Annotated in this window: 15 protein-coding genes; 11 read left to right on the top strand and 4 right to left on the bottom strand. The window is 63.6% G+C overall.

The window, feature by feature from the left end; all coding sequences use genetic code 11:
* Positions 1-272: 272 nt before the first annotated feature.
* The 5 genes from AAHG03_RS18400 to AAHG03_RS18380 all read left to right on the top strand — a co-directional run bounded on the left by AAHG03_RS18400 (position 273) and on the right by AAHG03_RS18380 (position 6,333).
* Positions 273-1,094 carry a hypothetical protein gene (locus AAHG03_RS18400; protein WP_342152259.1) on the top strand — a complete coding sequence of 274 codons (822 nt, stop codon included), beginning with the start codon at positions 273-275 and terminating at the stop codon, positions 1,092-1,094.
* 78 nt (positions 1,095-1,172) lie between these two features.
* Positions 1,173-2,261, top strand: a complete 1,089-nt coding sequence (locus AAHG03_RS18395; protein WP_342152258.1) for a hypothetical protein — start codon at positions 1,173-1,175, stop codon at positions 2,259-2,261.
* 590 nt (positions 2,262-2,851) lie between these two features.
* Positions 2,852-4,483: an AAA family ATPase gene (locus AAHG03_RS18390; RefSeq protein ID WP_342152257.1), complete on the top strand. Its 1,632-nt coding sequence runs from the start codon at positions 2,852-2,854 to the stop codon at positions 4,481-4,483.
* Positions 4,480-5,346, top strand: a complete 867-nt coding sequence (locus AAHG03_RS18385) for a hypothetical protein (protein ID WP_342152256.1) — start codon at positions 4,480-4,482, stop codon at positions 5,344-5,346. The genes AAHG03_RS18390 and AAHG03_RS18385 overlap by 4 nt, the downstream gene beginning before the upstream one ends.
* A 336-nt stretch (positions 5,347-5,682) precedes the next feature.
* Positions 5,683-6,333, top strand: coding sequence for a hypothetical protein (locus AAHG03_RS18380; protein ID WP_342152255.1), 651 nt, complete (start codon positions 5,683-5,685; stop codon positions 6,331-6,333).
* Between the two features lie 50 nt (positions 6,334-6,383).
* On the opposite strand, the gene AAHG03_RS18375 is transcribed toward AAHG03_RS18380, so the two are convergent.
* Entirely contained in the window at positions 6,384-7,166 is a 783-nt protein-coding gene (locus AAHG03_RS18375; RefSeq protein WP_342152254.1) for a hypothetical protein, read from the bottom strand.
* A 186-nt stretch (positions 7,167-7,352) separates the two neighbouring features.
* Between AAHG03_RS18375 and AAHG03_RS18370 the strand changes: the two genes are divergently transcribed.
* Positions 7,353-7,625: a hypothetical protein gene (locus AAHG03_RS18370; protein WP_342152253.1), complete on the top strand. Its 273-nt coding sequence runs from the start codon at positions 7,353-7,355 to the stop codon at positions 7,623-7,625.
* A 42-nt stretch (positions 7,626-7,667) separates the two neighbouring features.
* Here the strand turns inward: AAHG03_RS18370 and AAHG03_RS18365 are convergent, their stop codons facing one another.
* Positions 7,668-8,006 (bottom strand): hypothetical protein, encoded by a 339-nt coding sequence (locus AAHG03_RS18365; protein WP_342152251.1) that lies wholly within the window; start codon positions 8,004-8,006, stop codon positions 7,668-7,670.
* 742 nt (positions 8,007-8,748) lie between these two features.
* Here AAHG03_RS18365 and AAHG03_RS18360 point away from each other — a divergent pair.
* From AAHG03_RS18360 to AAHG03_RS18345, 4 genes are all read left to right on the top strand, one after another.
* The gene (locus tag AAHG03_RS18360) at positions 8,749-9,672 is read left to right on the top strand and encodes a restriction endonuclease (protein ID WP_342152249.1); all 924 of its coding nucleotides are present in this window, start codon (positions 8,749-8,751) and stop codon (positions 9,670-9,672) included.
* A gap of 484 nt (positions 9,673-10,156) precedes the next feature.
* On the top strand, positions 10,157-11,995 hold the full coding sequence (locus AAHG03_RS18355) for a DUF262 domain-containing protein (RefSeq protein ID WP_342152247.1): 1,839 nt from the start codon (positions 10,157-10,159) through the stop codon (positions 11,993-11,995).
* 166 nt (positions 11,996-12,161) lie between these two features.
* Entirely contained in the window at positions 12,162-12,419 is a 258-nt protein-coding gene (locus tag AAHG03_RS18350; RefSeq protein ID WP_342152246.1) for a hypothetical protein, read from the top strand.
* 353 nt (positions 12,420-12,772) lie between these two features.
* Positions 12,773-13,447, top strand: coding sequence for a DUF6538 domain-containing protein (locus tag AAHG03_RS18345; RefSeq protein WP_342152244.1), 675 nt, complete (start codon positions 12,773-12,775; stop codon positions 13,445-13,447).
* Positions 13,448-13,544: 97 nt separating this feature from the next.
* Here AAHG03_RS18345 and AAHG03_RS18340 read toward each other — a convergent pair whose 3' ends face one another.
* Positions 13,545-14,246, bottom strand: coding sequence for a hypothetical protein (locus tag AAHG03_RS18340; RefSeq protein ID WP_342152243.1), 702 nt, complete (start codon positions 14,244-14,246; stop codon positions 13,545-13,547).
* Positions 14,247-14,328: 82 nt separating this feature from the next.
* Between AAHG03_RS18340 and AAHG03_RS18335 the strand changes: the two genes are divergently transcribed.
* A complete protein-coding gene (locus AAHG03_RS18335) occupies positions 14,329-15,486 on the top strand; it encodes a peptidoglycan-binding domain-containing protein (RefSeq protein WP_342152242.1) in 1,158 nt (385 codons plus the stop codon).
* Between the two features lie 304 nt (positions 15,487-15,790).
* Here AAHG03_RS18335 and AAHG03_RS18330 read toward each other — a convergent pair.
* Positions 15,791-16,010: hypothetical protein (locus AAHG03_RS18330; RefSeq protein WP_342152241.1), on the bottom strand; the 220-nt coding region annotated here is incomplete at its 5' end.

Genomic DNA, 16,010 nt, shown 5'->3' with positions numbered 1-16,010 from the left:
GGCATCACCTTGACCAGGATCATTCGAAACAGGGTTGCCGCATAGCGAGACGCTGGACGAGGCTCGTCATCGCAGTGATGCCGTTCTTGACGGTCGGGGAAGCTGCCTGGGGGGCCGACTCGGCCGCGACCGCGCCAGCACGTCGTTCGGTACTGTCTATCGCAGGCGACGCTGCCTCGCCGCCGGCACGGGCCGTTTGGGGACCAACCGGCCGGGGGGCAAACGTACGCTATGGCGAGCCCGGCGACGAGCCGGACGTCGAGCTGCTGTGCATGTCAGACCGCAAGATCGAGCTGCGGGTGTTCGACCCGACTGGCAAGAGTGAGCGCAACCGGATCAAGCAGGTGCAGCTCGTCGGGCTCGGCGCCGTGCAGGCGGAGGAGATAGACCTCGTTCCCATCGACCGGCTGGTGATCACGATGTTCCTCGATGGCGGCAGCCTTGCGCTCACCGCCCTGCTACTCGACCGCGATTTTGAAGTGTCGTTCCCCGGGGCACGCCTGCCCGTGCACGGCGCGGGCGCCTCCGCCCGGGTGCGCGACCTCCTGCAGACCTGCCTCGCCGGCCAGCCGGTCGGCGCCCCGTCACCGAGCCCACCGCCGCTGCCCGCGCCCGCCGCGCCGCCGGCCGGCGCCCCCGCGCCGGAGCGGCCCGCGGGGGCGGTCGCGCACCCCGCAGTCGACACGATCCACAGCGGGCTGTGCCTGGAGCTGAAGGTCGACGGCCGGGATCGGCCGTGCAACGGCAACATGCGGCTCAAGGATGATGGCCGGGGGACGGTCGATTTCATCACCGGCTACTGTAGCGAGCGGGGCGCGGCAAGGACGGTGGTCGATTTCGAGGTGCGCCAGTCCGCGGACCTCGAAAACGCCTACGGCTACGCATTCCGAGTCAGCACGCTGCGGCTGATGACTTTCGACGCCCCGGAGACGCGCACAGTCTGGGCGGCAACCGGACTGTGCCAGATGGTCAAGCCCAACCCGGTCAAGGCCGGCGCCCGCGCAGTGCAGCAGGACATCGTTGTGATGTGCTCGGCGGTGCCGTCCGACGGCCGGGCGCCGGTGAAGCGGATCGACTGGAAGTTTGTGTTCTGAGGCTGGTCGGCGCCGAGCCATGACCGCTGAACGCGGCGTAGTCCGACGCAGAACCGGATGCGTGATCGAAGCGGAATCATGCGGGAGCATTTCGGCGAGGGCGGCGTCGGCTGGATGAGGACGTGCGAGATGGACTGGTTCGAGCGGCTGACCGGGTTCCGGGAAGCGGATCACAAGGAGACGCAGGCTCGGCTACGCATCGTCGACGGCCGGCTTGTCCGTGAGGACTCCGACGAGAGCTACGCGGTAGGGACATTAACGCTACCCTCCCTGGCAGAGCTTCGCGCCGCGGCAGCCGGTGTTCATCGTCCTGGCCGGCTGCGACTCTCCATCGTTGAGGGTGATGCGCGCGCCCTGCACCGGGCGCCGGAAAATCGCGATGCGCTGTTCCAGGTCGCCTCGCAGTTCAACATGCTGGAAATGGTTGGGCCGGACGTAACTCCGGAGGATGGTGTCACCGGTTACGCCCACGACCATACGCAAGGCCCTGCCTGCGCCTTGGCCGCGGGTGCCGCTACGATCTACCGCAACTACTTCGTGCCGGTCGCGGGCGAGGTCGGCCAGACGGCGGAGCGCCAGCTCGACGGACTCGCCGAGCTTGGGGATGCGCTCGCACAGCGGCTCGGCACAAAACGGGCGGCGCTGTGGGCGATGCGCAACGGCTACGCCCTGCCGACACGGGCGAGCCTATATGCCATTGCCGCGTATCTAAGCGCGGCGGACGAGGAGATTCTCGACGACCTTCGCGGCTGGCTGCGGCTCGGCCTGCACGGGGACGTCGAGGTCACTGACGGGCCAGCGCCGCGCCCGCTCGTCAGCCAGATCTTCTGCTCGGCGCTGCCAGTGGCCTACGCGCGCCTGCCAACCGCGATTTGGGCGCCATTCGCCTGTCTCGTGTTGGAGGCCGCCTACGAAGCGACGCTGCTGGCGGGCGTGCTGAACGCGGCGCGGGGCGCTTCGAGCCGCGTGCTGCTCACGCGGCTCGGCGGCGGCGCCTTCGGCAATGCAGACGCGTGGATCGACGCGGCCATGCTGCGTGCGCTGCGACTAGCCAGCGACCGCGATCTCGATGTTGCTATTGTGAGCTACGGGCGACCGTCCTTCGAGTTGCAGGCATTCGTAGGAAGGTTCATCGACGCGAGAGGTCGGTTCGCAAAAGAGGCCTGAGTGCTACGCCCTAGAAGCACAACCGAACTGCCTTGACCGAATGGGAGTCCTCTTTCGACCCATCATAGGCGTGCCAGTTTTTGCGAGCATCCCCCGAAAGCAAATATAGGTTCGATTGATGCTCTACAGCCAGACATAACCCCAAGCGAACATTCGACGTGCTGCCGCCAACGGTCTCGATGGGGTCGGGAGCGGTCCTTGCCCGTCCCGCCCGAAGCGGACGTTCCGCGACCGACCCAGGTTGGCTATGCGGACTGCCGTCGGCGTTTCCCGAAAGCCGACATTCATCGGCCGTCCGGCAAGGTCGGCTCGGGGTAGCAAACAGAAGTCAGCTTGGTACCCGCAAGCCGACATGCCATCATGCGCCCGTCTCGGGCGTCCAACGGCATGAACTCGATATTTTGGAGCGGATGTGCCGAGCAACTATGGTGCTGCCGCGGCGCTCGGATTTTGGCGGAGAGAGGCACCACTCAATCTCCCCCATACAGGCCTCAAACAAGGCACGGTCGACCGAGACAGGGTTGATCCGTCGCCGCCCTGATGAGAGCAAAAAACGACACTCCCATGCCACATCCACCGGAAGGCGATTCATGGATCAGGTAATCTTCGCCATAGATCCTCGAACAGTACCTTTGCCCGACGTGACAACGGTTATCATATCGCCTGGCGGTGAGAAGTGGAACGATTTTGGCTCGCAAATCCAAGTTAACATCAGCGTCGAGGACCCGAACCATCCAACACGCAAGTTCACACTGAGAGGTTACTTCGCTTTCATTGGAAGCGAGCGGGAAGGTGACGTCCGTTTGCTGCGGCGCCTTCTCTCCAGCGCGCCAAATGGTCGCCTACCTTCTAACCAGATACCTAAATTCTTTACGATGCTTCCGGATATGAGCGCCTACCGCCAGATCGTAACGATTCTGGAACCTGACTTGGCAACTCGTCTTCTGGCGAAAATGAACGATGTCGTCGCTGCCGACGAGGGCTTCATGGGGACGGTTTCCCTGCAGGACGTGAGGAGCACGCGCGCCTTCAACCATGCCTTCCTCCGCTCGTCCGAGGCCTATTTCGCTTGGACGAACGCGGGTTCAATCCTACGGGGCTTGGAGCACGAGGAGATCGGCGCAATCTCCAACACATTCAACATTCGCTTCAAACTGAGCGGACGACCCAACGAACACGACCTTAGTTTCAAATTCGACGTTACGGAGAACATACTGCCGCGGCGCTTCGCCATCGTGATCGGAAAGAATGGGGTCGGGAAAAGCCAAACCTTAGGGATGATCGCCAAGGCGGCACTCAGCGGCGGAGACGAGTTGACCGATGGCGATGGTGATCGGCCATTCATCAATCGCCTTCTCGCCTTCGTGCCTACGCACGCCACGTCGTCGATCTTCCCTAGCGAACGCCGCAGCAGGCCCCGTATTTGGTATCGCCGCTTCGCCTTGAGCCAGTCGGGCAGCGCCCGTGGCAGGCGTACAACCTCCGACGTCCTCGTCCAGCTGGCGCGCTCAGAGGAGCGCGTCCATGATCGCGACCGGCTGCACCTCTTCATGACGGCAATCGCCGCCATCGACGACTGGGAGGATCTCGGACTTCGCATCTTAGGCGGGAAGGGTAGTATAGCCTTTCACGAGCTGCGAAGTGGGGGCGAAGAGGAGAGGCTCGAACGATACGCGGCCATAGACATACAGCGCGAGCCGATCCGAATGGTGGACGGTAAGCCTTACCCGCTCAGCAGTGGCGAGCAATCCTTCCTTCGGTTCGCAGCGATTGCCAGTCTACATATAGAGAACGGCACCCTGGTCCTGCTCGACGAGCCTGAAACGCACCTTCATCCTAATTTCATCAGCCAATTCGTGGCAATTCTCGACAACCTCCTTGAGCAGACCGGCTCGGCCGCCATCATTGCCACCCACTCCGCATATTTCGTTCGCGAAGCGTTTGAGGATCAAGTCATCGTCCTGCGCTCGGAGGCTGATCGCCGGATCGTCGCCCAGCGTCCCAACCTAAAGACATTTGGCGCCGACGTCGGCTCGATTTCCTATTTCGTGTTCGGCGAGGACCAACCATCACGTCTTGCGCGAAAGGTCGAAAAGCGGATCATGGATGATAGTTCGTCCTGGTCGGAGACGTTCGAAGCCTACAAGGACGAGCTATCGCTGGAGCTTCTTGGCGACATCCGCGCCCGCATCGAACCCCCACGTCCGACACGGCCCCGGTGAACAAGCTCGAACGTCCCACGTACGATGACGACGCAGCACTGGACGCATTAGCCGGAAACCCGCTGCTTGGCAGCCATCCGACGCTCCAGTCTCATGTCGCCAAGCTCAAGGCCGCGTACATGCAGTACGTCGCGGCAAGCGGTGACGTTCGCGCCGTAGCGCCCGTAGCATTACCGGCGACGACTGCGACCCATCTCCGGGGACATTACGGTAGCCCACCTAAGGCGCTGGCGCACATTGCGGAAATTCGCATGCGAAGCGACTCAAACACTTGTCCGATGTGTGGTTCGCTGCACAGCGGGACCTTGGACCATGTGATGGACAAGGAAGATCATCCAGCATTCTCAATATTTTCCCAAAATTTGGTTCCTGCCTGCAAGTGCAACAGTAAGAGACTTAAGCCTCTCGTCGGACCGAACCCCGGTGAGCGGATACTCCATCCATACTTCGACACAGTGCTTTCTGAGCGCATCGTTGCCGCATATCTTACGGACCTCGGTGCGATCCCCCGAATTGAAACCCGGATTGTGCTCGACCCACTCAATCCACATTTTGCAGCAGCCAGTTTTCATCACGATAGCGTCATCATGCGCACCGGGATCCATGGCTATCTACTCTCGCGATGGGCGAAGCTTATGCTTCGACCATGGCTTATAGTTCCAGAGCTGAGGCTTAACCCGGTTGATCGAAGTGAGTTCGTCTCCATCGTCGGGGCCGAACTGGTCCGGAACGACGAAATACGCGACAGCAAAAACAATTGGGACTCGGTGTTTTTGTCGGGCCTGCTGGACGATCATGTAGTCGATTGGCTGTACGCCCGGCTTACCAGGCCAGGCCGCCTGCCGAACGGGCCGTTGCTGTGACTCCCAACCTCCGCCACGGAATCAATTGATACTCTGCAAATTCGCGGTCGTAGCTCGCGTCCGGCCGGACGGCTATGCGCGCTGTGAGTGATCCGGCAAACCAGTAAAACTAATTTTGTGCTTGCACACTGCCGGCTTGCTTTGGAAGCTGCCACAAGACGGCGCGCGGTACTCGGCGCTAGAATGTACGTCTTCGGGCGTGCAAATGTTCAGGTGTGTCGAAAGAGAGCTGATTGAGCACACCGGCTCGGTGAGCACTGCCTCCCTGAGCATGGCTCATGGCAGAGTCCACTCATCCCCCATCCCAATAGGCAGCCTCCCATAGGAGAACTAGGTATGCCCCGGCCCCCTTTCCCGGATGGCCTCTCTCGCAGTGACCAGATCAACCAACTCACCGGCGGCTACGGCCAGATCGCCACCGAGCTGGTTGCCGAGGGCTGGTGTCCCTACCTCCTCGTCCTCAAGTATCGGCATCTCGGGGGGCGGCGGGACACCGTCGTTGCCCAGATGAAGCGTGAGGCCGAGCGGGCGCATCGCTGGCTCTGTGAGCGGGTGTGGCGGAACTGGCGGGCCCCCAGCCGCCGTGACTGCCTGCCCTACTGGGTCCTCGCCCCGGACTTTCCCGTCGCGAAGCGGGCCAAGGTCAGTGCCCGCTCCGCGTGGCGCGATCTGCTGCCCAATGACGGGCTCCACCTCCAGGGCGTCGCGGTGATGCCGCCGGTGGGGCGGCTGCGCGAACCGCTTGACGAGCATCTGGGGCCATCGGGTGCCCGCTACTGCCCGCGGGGCGGCCCCCTCATGTCACTCACCGCCACCCCCATCGTGAGCGATCTCGCCTACGTGCACACCTACAATTTCAAGGCGCTGACGCGAGGGCGAGCCGACTTCGACGACATCTTGACGCTTCCGCCGTCCTCGGCTGAGCTCGACAGCAAGCCCAGGCCGGCCACGGAACCATGGCGGCCCCCAGTACTGATCCGCGCGTAGGCCAAGCCGGGGTAGTCTCGCCACCCCGGGCAAGTCCTCATCTCAAGCTCCTACAGCGGGTCGATATTGGTAGCGACGAACCGCGTTCCGCCTTGATCGTCCGGGCCACCACGCCGGATGATTACTCGGTACTGAGAGGTTTCCTCCAACAACAGATCATTCAGCTCCCGGGGGGTTACGTCGACCCGTAGGATGACGGATTCCTCGTCCTTCACGACGGCACGGCGCAGCTCGTCATAATCCTCGTCGTCAAGCTCCTCGTCTTCGTATTCGTCGTCGATCTCCTCGTCACCACTCTCGCCCGATTGATCTTCGCCCGGTTGCTGCTCGGGCCGGGCCCGCATCTGCTTTTCCCAGTCTTCTTCTTCCTGCTGCGGCGAGTGCTCCTGGCAAGCCGCCCGGCAGGCCTTCTCGATCCCACCGTCCTTCTTGATCCGCGCGACCAGCTCATCGTTCGGCACGCCGGCGTCCGCATAAGCTTCCATCGCCCGCGCGTAGCGCCACACACGGTTGCGCTTAGACTTGTTGGTGCTGCTGACCTGAAAAAGGAACAGCATCACCGCCCGCATCACAACAAACTCGTAGTGCCGCTCGTCCTTCTTGCGGAGGAGGCCGTATTGATCGAAGAACTTGTCGGCGACGAACCGGCGCCACTCCCCGTAATCAGCCTTCAGCCGCTCAGCGATTAGGCTGCCCCAGGCCATGCGCCGGCGACGTTGTGCCTGGAAGCTCTCGTTGTCCCCCTTGATCGCCACCTGACACTGACGGGCCGCTTCCACTGGGTCGTGCTCAACCAGACGCTTGAACTCCTCGTTTTCTTCCTGCTCCTTCATCGCTGGTTCTCCCATCGGGAGGCAAAATGCTACGTTTCGTAGAGAAAATGACTCCCAGCTGCGCTCCTGGCGGCTTCAGCCCCGAGTTAGGGCTTGACCGCAGTCCGGCGCATAGGACACAGGTGGGCTCCATTACGCCAGCGTTTAGCTATGTGGGGACACTCTGTGTCCCAAACAAGGATGTTCATGAAGCGGTCGGTGATCAGGCGTGTCGCGGTGCGGCTGAACGGTGGTGCGGTCCGCGGTTCGTCGAAGGCGCTCGCTGATGCGATGGGCGTACAGGTGAAGACTGCGCGTGCCTGGTTGCTCGACCCCGCGCAGGACAACCATCGCACCATGTCGAAGACGGCCAAACGCTTGTTCGCTTTGCTTGTGATCCTGGAGGCAACCGGCAAGCTTGACGAGAAGCTGCTGCAATCTATCGCTGTCACTGAAGAAATGCTCGACGACTCGGATTGAATGAGGCAGATAGTATTGTAATATGATATCCTTTCATTTCGTTTATTTCGGATGGTCTAACCATTCCTTGGTCGCCTTCGCCCACCGCTGCCTTTTCACTCCTGCGAATTGCGTCAAAACTTTGCGAGCTACGACGTCGGACGCAAAGCCTTTTGCGGTTGCCAAGTATGCAAACAGACCCGCTGGCTTATTGCAAAAACCGCGAAGTCCCCAATCCTTGGTGCCCTTGCCCCACGAGCTGTCATATTCAGCATAAAGCTCTTGTGAATAATTCTTCTCAGAAACGATCAAGAATTCCGTGATGCGGCCGTCATCATCGTAGCTCCAGAGGGCGACCATATCGTTCGGATCAATTTTCGAACTTTTCTGTTGCTTGCCCATGAGGATAATTCCTTACTTCCTTCGCCAAACCGTGCGGACAGGAGAATTTCGCTCGCCGCCGCGAGGTTAAGGCACATCTATCATCCACACCCGAGTGCGGCTCTCACCGCACACCCCAGCGCGTGACGGGCCCGGCCTCGCCCGTCGCGTCGTTCACCTGCACGCGCCAGCCGCTGCTGATGGCGACTTGGCAGACCTCCTACGCGATGACACCCCCGCCCACCGTGAGCGCCGCGGCCCGTCCGGCGATGCCGACCGCCTCGTCCGGGCGCAGGCGCGTCGCTGGGTGCGCCCGGAGCGGGCCGGCAAGCAAGCGCGCAGGCGTTGCGAACCTTTCGACACCGCGCGCTCCTCCTGCATGGCGGATCATCCATCGCGTCGAGGCGAGGTTAGCGCGTGAGGCCGATGGGGGCGATGGCGCGGCGCGGGTGGATCGCGGTCGCAGTCGCCCTCCTGCTCGGTGGGGCGGACCTCCAGGCCACGCGCGACGGGGCCGATAAGGGGGACGACCCGACCGCGCGCGCCCACGTCTACGTAGCTCGCATCGGTAGCCTCTCGACGTCGGCACGCCACCGTGCTGAGTCGTGGCCATGCGCTCCACCGGACCATCCGCCCTGGCCTATGATATGAACCTCCCCGCCGACGAGCCCGCGAGTTTATTGCTCGAGCGGATCACAGCCAAGCGGCTTGACGTTCCCGCCAGCAAGCGTCGCGGTTACCCCCGCATATCCGCGCAGCTCTAATGGCTATTCCCGACTTCCAAACCCTGATGCTCCCGGTGCTCACGCAGGCTGCGGGTAGCGAGGTGCGTATCGGCGACGTCGTCGAGCGTCTCGCCGACGCGTTCACCCTTTCGCTGGAGGACCGCTCCCACCTGCTGCCGTCGGGCCGGCAGACCACTTTCGCCAACCGCGTGCACTGGGCCAAAAGCTACCTAGGCAAGGCCGGGCTCGTCGAACTCACCCGCCGCGCGCACTTCCGAATCACGCCTCGCGGACGCGAGGTGCTGGCCCGGCCACCCGAGCGCATCGACATCAAGTTCCTCAGCCGCTTCCCCGAGTTTCAGGCCTTCCGCGTCGCCGGGGAAGGGAACGGCGAGGCGACGGAGGTGGCTGCACAGGCGGGCGGTGCGACGGCGGACCTTACCCCCGACGAGATCATGCGCGCGGCTGCGCGGCAGCTCGAATCCGCGCTTGCCGGCGAACTGCTTCAGCGTGTGGTGGCCGGCACCCCTGCCTTCTTCGAGAGCCTCGTGGTGCGCCTGCTAATCGCGATGGGCTACGGCGGCTCGGTCAACGACCTCGACAAGGCGCTGATCGGCAAGTCGGGCGACGGCGGGGTGGACGGCGTCATCGATCAGGACCCGCTCGGGCTCGACCGTATCTACGTGCAGGCCAAACGCTACGGACCGGACAACACCGTCGGCGCCTCCGCCATCCGAGACTTTTTCGGCAGCCTCGACCGGTTCAAGGCCACGAAGGGCTTGTTCGTGACGACATCGACGTTTTCGGCCTCGGCACGCGAGACGGCCGAGATGCTGAGCAAGCGCATCGTCCTCATCGATGGTCCGCAGCTCGCCCGGCTGATGATCCGCCACAGCGTCGGCTGCCGCATCGAGGAGACCTTGACCGTGAAGCGCCTCGACGAAGAGTTCTTCGAGGGATGAGCTGACGGCAGTACGGACGAGGTTTGCCCGTTCTATCGAAGCGCCCATGGTTCAACGGTCGAGCGGGCCTGCGCGTCTTGGCCCGCCTTCCGGGAGGTGATCGAACCGTGGGACCCAACTCACATCATCGCGACCGGACACGGGTTCCTCCGGCATAACATGCCGGCCTTGGACCGACCCGTCGGCGACATCGTCCGCGGCGGCACGGTGCTTCCCATGCGCGAGTACCGGACGCCTTCAGGATGCATCGCGACCATCGCAATTCCGCATCTCAGTCGCGCTTCGGCCTCACTCTGGCAGCGCCCGGTGCGTGAGTTCCTAGCGAGCTGAACGCTTCTGTCGGACCGAGCCTAACAGCAACGCTCCCCGGGCCGTCGGTCCAGGGAGCGTCTACGAGCTACCGCCTTTGCAGGGGATGGTGCTAAACGCGGCGAGGATTCGCCGCCCGAACGTCGGGCCCAGCCCGGGCAAGCCAGGGGGAACGATGACCGGCAACTCTATTACGTCGCAGGATCTGAGCCTCGCCCAGATTTTCCAAAGCTTCTACCGAGTGCCCGACTACCAGCGTGAGTATGTCTGGGGCGAGACGGACGCCAAGGGCGAGCTCGGCGAGGAAGTGGAGCAATTCCTCAAAGACATCTTTGGCGAGTTCGAGCAAGCGACGAAAGACTACGCGCCGGAATATTTTATCGGCACTATTGTAGTGTGTGCTGCGGGTGGGGCCGTCTTCGACCTGATCGACGGGCAGCAGCGCAGCACCACGTCATTTCTAACGCTTTGCGCTCTGCGAGACATGATCGAGGAATTAAATCAGTCAGTTCCTCCGACCTTAAAAGGGCAGATCTCGTCATCGGATACCGACTGGCACGGGGATACGGTTGAACGGATGAGGCTCGACCTCCAGTACGAGGACGCCAGCGACGTCCTGGTCGACTACGGTTCCGGCAAGGGGAAGAACGCGCGGCGCGAGGGCACCCGTTCGATCCGCAACCTCGCCAACGCCTACGACACGATCCGGGAGTTCCTGTCCGTTCAGTTCCCCTCCGACGCCAATGGCCTGCGCCGCTTTCACGGCTACTTCACGAACAAGGTGAAGCTGATCCGTATCGAGACGCCGAACGTCAGCAGGGCGCTCAAGATTTTCGAGACCATCAACGACCGCGGCGTCGGCCTCGACGCGATGGACCTGCTCAAGAACCTCCTATTCATGAGCGCCCGCGCGGAGGAGTTCAACAAGCTCAAGGAGGTCTGGCGTTCGCTTACCCAGGCCATCTACGACGCCCGCGAGAAACCGCTGCGCTTCCTCCGGTACTATCTCATGGCCACGTACGACGTGGACGCCCAGCTTCGGGAGGAGGACATCTACGACTGGCTCATTCGGAACGAGAAACAGACCAAGCACGCCAGCGACCCAATCGGTTTCGCGCAGCGATTGAGGGATGGCGCTCTCGCCTACCAGAACTTCACCGGTGGGCGAACCGTGGCGGGCCAGGCCGACCACGGCATCATGAACACCCGGGCGCTCGGCGGCAGCGCCGTCAAGCAGCACTTTGTCCTGCTGCTCGCGGGGAGGCACCTGCCGCCGGTCCTGTTCGGGCGACTGACGCGCCAAGTTGAGGAGCTGATGTTCGTCTGGCTGATCGCCGGCGTGCCGACCAAGGACTACGAGCGGACAATCGGCCAAGCGGCCAGGCGGCTGCGCCATGTCAAGGACGAGGCGGCCTTCACCGCCTTCGCGGACGAGTTCATCGTCCGTCAGAAGGCCGCCTCCCGCCAGGCGTTCACGTCGCGACTATCGTCGCTACGTGCCAATGAATTGCGCAAGTTCCGCCTGCGCTACCTGCTCGCCAAACTGACCCGCCACTTCGACGTCTTGGCCTACGGCGAGGCCGGACGGGAGAGCCTGACCCACTACCTGGAGACCAAGAACGACATCGAGCACATCCTGGCGCAGGGTGCTGACGAAGAGGCTCAGGCCCAATTTGGCGACGGGGCCGACGACCCGGACCTCATTCAGCGGCTCGGCAACCTGATGCTCGTGGAGCTGTCCGTGAACCGCGTCATCAAGAACATGTCCTACAGCAAGAAGGTTGAGGTCTATCCGAAGTCGCAGTTCCTCCTCGCGCGCTGCCAAGCTTCGCCTATGGTTGTGGGCGTCGGCGACAAAATCACGCTCGCCGTCCAGCGATTGGACCCCGCCCCGACCTGGGACCGTGCGGCCATCGAAAGGCGGCAGAAGTGGTTCGCCGATACCGCCATTGAGGTCTGGGGACTCGACGCGCCCCAAGGGCTAGCCGCCGGGATAACGCCAAAGGTGCAATAATTTCCTTAGCAGGTGAGCGACGACGCCCAGTCCGTACACGGTACAGTCAACCTCGTCAGGACGGCCTATGTCCGGCCCGACAGCGCGAACGGTGCCGCGGCGGGCGTTAAGTGCCCCGGTGTGCTATGTGCCCTGCCGCCGATGAACTTGGGGAGCAGGGATCGGCATGGCGAAGGAACGCGCGCCGCAGTCGCGCTTGGCGCTGGTGGTCACGGTCGCCGTCGGGATCCTACTGGCGGGCGTCGGCACGCTCGGCTGGCAATGGTACCGCTACGTCACCGCCGGCGACACGCCCTACGATGAGGTCGGCATTGAGGTGAACCGCCGCCTGCCCGAGCCGCTGCGGACCTGGGGCTGCGCGCGCATCAAGGAGCGGTTTCCCCGCGCGGTGCCGCCCTACGGCTGCCAGCCGGGGCAGGTCTGATCGGCGCCCGACTGAGGCAAAGCTGACACGCTTCGTTCTCCGGGCGACCTGTGCGGCGGCGCTCATCCGACGGTGAGCGGGAGCCCCGGGGGCCGGGCCGCCCGAGAGGGGCAGGCCGGACCGCCGTGATGGATCGTCGTGTTGTAACCTCGTCCGCGTATCGACGACGGTACAATTGGCTGGTACATTGAACGCTCAAAGCCAGACGAGCAGCCGTTGATTTGATTGAGTTTTTTGGCCTGAGGGGCCAGTCCCCCCCTCTCCGCCAATCTTGCTAAACAGCCAATCGTCACGGTAAGTTGCTGACTCGCAATGTGTTCGTACGGCCCGACCGGTACATTCGGGTGGTGCATATGCCCCTGCCGATGGCACGTCCCTGGAAGCACCCCGACAGCAGAATCTACTACGTCCGCAAGGCGGTGCCGGTCCCGCTGCGCCCACTGGTCGGCCGGTCGCTCGAGAAGCTCAGCCTGCGCACGAAGGACCTCGAGGTCGCCCGCGCTCGTTTCGTCGAGGTCGTTCGCGAAATCGAGGCACGCTGGGCGACTCTCGCGGCTGACCCTACGGTGCTGAGCGAGCGGGAAGCGCATGAGTTGGCCGCGCCGGCCTACGATCGCTGGATCGCCCTACATCGCGACAACCCGAGCCAAAATTTCTGGCGGACCGACCTTTTCGCGCGCCTGTGGCAGTCGCGCCGGGTCGGACTTTGGGGACGTCCCGACGTCGTCCATCAAGTTCTGCACGGCGCCTACGCCGACAGGGGCGAGGACGACATGGAGGCGTGGTGTCTCAAGCAGGCCGACTCCCTCATCGCGAAGAAGGGCCTGCAACTCGACGCGGACGGGCGCCGCATGCTGGCTCAGGCAGTTGCTGCGGCAATCCAGCACGCGAGCCTAACCCTCGAACGTTACGCACTCGGCGATGTGGTAGAGGCGCCACCTGAGCGTGAACCGCCCGGAGGTCGAGCGCCTTCGCCGCGCTCGGCGCCGACGGCAAAGGTCCTACTCGACGATTTGGTGAAGGGGTAGGCCGCCGAGCGCAAGCCGGTCGAGAAGACAGTCTAGGACTGGACGCGGGTGATGCAGCAGCTTGCGGCGTTCCTTGGGGACAACGACGCCACCCGAGTCACAGCCGACAAGCTCGTGGCCTGGAAGGATAGCCTTGTAGCGTCGTGGCTATCCGCAAAGACCATTCGTGAGAGCCGCTTGGCGCCGGTACGGGCTGTGCTGGGGTGTCGACAACAGAAAGCTCGCGGAGAACCCAGCCGAGCGCGTCACCATCAGCGTCGAGCAGAAGCCAGGCCAGGGCAAGCGCGGCTTCAAGGACGCCGAGGCGGCCCAGATCCTCGCCGCGGCAGCGGGCGAGCGCTACCCGGTCAAGCGGTGGGTGCCGCTGGTGTGCGCGTACTCGGGCGCTCGGCTGTCTGAGGTCTGCCAGTTGCGCGTCGAGGATTTCAGCGTGATCGATGGCATCGCCGTGATGCGGTTCGACGCCGAAGCCGGATCGCTGAAGAACATAGGGTCGGAGCGGACTGTACCCCTTCACTCGTCGCTCCTCGGCGCCGATTTCCTCGAGTTCGTGCACAGCCAAAAGAGGGGACCCCTGTTCTCCGATCTGCCGCCGGACAAATTCGGTAAGCGCGGCGGCACCCATCACCTTAGAGTGCAACATGCGGAGTTCGCCACGCGCGCGGGTCAGACCAACGTAGAACAGACGGCACGCCTCGACCGCCTCCGCGGCCGGTGCCCGCCTGCGGGGGATGAGCCCCTCGTTCATCCCGAAGCGCACGGCAGCGGTGCGCTCACTCGATGCTTTGTCCGCCGGCACCGGAGATTTCCTAAGGCGTCGCCCGTAGGAAACGGGGGCTGGAAAGCCCGGTTCGCCTCCATGTCCATGGCAGGAGGTCTTCATGGCTCTGAAGCAAATCTTCCTTGTGAGTACGATCATCACGGCGGTGGCAGGCGGATACGCGCAAGCCCAACAATCGGCCGTCAGCAATCAGCGGGTGACCCAGGAACAATCGGAAGGACAGGGCACGCAGATCTTCGTCAGCTCGGCGGGCGTGCGGCAGATCCAGCAGGCGCTGACGCAGAAGGGCTACAGCACCGGTACCGTCGATGGGCGCTGGAACGCGCAGACCACGTCGGCGGCGCGCAGCTTCCAGCAGGCGCAGAACATGGAGCCGACCGGCACGCTCACGATCCCGCTGGTCTATGGCCTCGGTCTCGAGAAGGACGTCATCCTCGGCAATCGCGACGGGCAGGGGGGCGATCAGGGCAATGATCAAGGCACGAAGCGGGCCGATAACCAGCGCGTCGTGATCGAGCGCGCCGACAGCCGCGGCACGCCGCTCCACGTCAGCCCGGCCGGCATCCGGCAGATCCAGCAGGCCCTGAACCAACAGGGCTGGAACACCGGGCAGGTCGACGGGCGCTGGGGCCCGACGACCGTTCAGGCGGCGCGCAGCTACCAGCAGTCCCAGGGGCTGGAGCCGACGGGCCGGCTCGAAGTCGGCCTGATCTCCGCACTCGGCCTGACCGATCCAATCTTCTCGTCCGGGCACGGCACGGGCCCGCAGGCTGCCAACGCGGCGCGGCCGCAGCCCTCGCAGGCGGCCGGACAGGGGGGTGATCGGCAGGTCGACAACCAGCGCATCGCCATGGAACGCACCGACAGCCCCGGCGAGCCGCTCTACATGAACAGCGACGGCGTCCGCCAGATCCAGCAGGTCCTGAACCAGCGGGGCTATGCCGCCGGCCATCTCGACGGTAACTGGAACAACGACACGACGGTCGCGGCCAGGCACTTCCAGCAGGCGCAGGGCCTCGAGCCGACCGGTACGCTGACGACGAATTTGCTGGCCTCCATCGGCATGCCGAACTGGCAGCGCGGCGAGTTCATGGGCGGCATGACGGCCAACGCGAACGCAGCCGGCAATTCCAATCCGCAGACGACCGGCTCCACGGCGGGCGGTTCGGGCAGCGCGAAGGACGGCGTCGCCGCGCGGGACAGCGCTCCGGCCGGACGCGGCAGCGGCGAAGGACGAGGCGAGTCGGGCAGCCGATAGAGCTTCGATCCGACAAGGCGGGCATCGGCTCATCCAAAAAGCCGGTGCCGCACGGGAAGCGCGAGCATCGCCCTGGATCCAGGGCGATGCTTTCGCTCGTCTCGGGCGTCGCGTGCACTTGGCGCCCCTTCGGTGCCGAGCCGGCCTTCGTGCCGCAAGCGCTTGCGGCCCGTGCAACCGCGGGCACCCCTGAGACCTCACGGAAGACACGGGCGCTGTCCGTCCCTTTGGCGTTACGGTGCGCCGGATCGTGTCAAAAGACTTGTAGATAAGATGGGTCCACTCGCGCGTATATGCCCGCAATTCAATTGCGCAGTGTCAATAACATACTTGAATTGTTCGCCTTAAATTTACGTCTAATGGCTTGATCGACAATGAGGGCAGCCGGCGAAGCCTGAGTGTCCGGCGTCAGCACTTTTGAGACAGATTGAGGGCCTTCACGAACGGAGGATGGCTGGTTCATCGTAGCCCCCAGGAGCGAAGATGAAGCAGCCATCCGGGCCGGCACGGAAGCCGGCAGAAGC

It is taken from the genome of Methylorubrum subtropicum (assembly GCF_038442325.1).
Classification (GTDB): domain Bacteria; phylum Pseudomonadota; class Alphaproteobacteria; order Rhizobiales; family Beijerinckiaceae; genus Methylobacterium; species Methylobacterium subtropicum.
This window is presented reverse-complemented; position numbering and strand designations above follow the sequence as displayed.

Coding starts and splice junctions, on each gene's coding strand:
- AAHG03_RS18360 (WP_342152249.1), top strand. CDS start 8,749: ATGGCTATTCCCGACTTCCAAACCCTGATGCTCCCGGTGCTCACGCAG.
- AAHG03_RS18380 (WP_342152255.1), top strand. CDS start 5,683: ATGCCCCGGCCCCCTTTCCCGGATGGCCTCTCTCGCAGTGACCAGATC.
- AAHG03_RS18390 (WP_342152257.1), top strand. CDS start 2,852: ATGGATCAGGTAATCTTCGCCATAGATCCTCGAACAGTACCTTTGCCC.
- AAHG03_RS18370 (WP_342152253.1), top strand. CDS start 7,353: ATGAAGCGGTCGGTGATCAGGCGTGTCGCGGTGCGGCTGAACGGTGGT.
- AAHG03_RS18395 (WP_342152258.1), top strand. CDS start 1,173: ATGCGGGAGCATTTCGGCGAGGGCGGCGTCGGCTGGATGAGGACGTGC.
- AAHG03_RS18365 (WP_342152251.1), bottom strand. CDS start 8,006: ATGGGCAAGCAACAGAAAAGTTCGAAAATTGATCCGAACGATATGGTC.
- AAHG03_RS18335 (WP_342152242.1), top strand. CDS start 14,329: ATGGCTCTGAAGCAAATCTTCCTTGTGAGTACGATCATCACGGCGGTG.
- AAHG03_RS18350 (WP_342152246.1), top strand. CDS start 12,162: ATGGCGAAGGAACGCGCGCCGCAGTCGCGCTTGGCGCTGGTGGTCACG.
- AAHG03_RS18375 (WP_342152254.1), bottom strand. CDS start 7,166: ATGAAGGAGCAGGAAGAAAACGAGGAGTTCAAGCGTCTGGTTGAGCAC.
- AAHG03_RS18400 (WP_342152259.1), top strand. CDS start 273: ATGTCAGACCGCAAGATCGAGCTGCGGGTGTTCGACCCGACTGGCAAG.
- AAHG03_RS18345 (WP_342152244.1), top strand. CDS start 12,773: ATGCCCCTGCCGATGGCACGTCCCTGGAAGCACCCCGACAGCAGAATC.
- AAHG03_RS18355 (WP_342152247.1), top strand. CDS start 10,157: ATGACCGGCAACTCTATTACGTCGCAGGATCTGAGCCTCGCCCAGATT.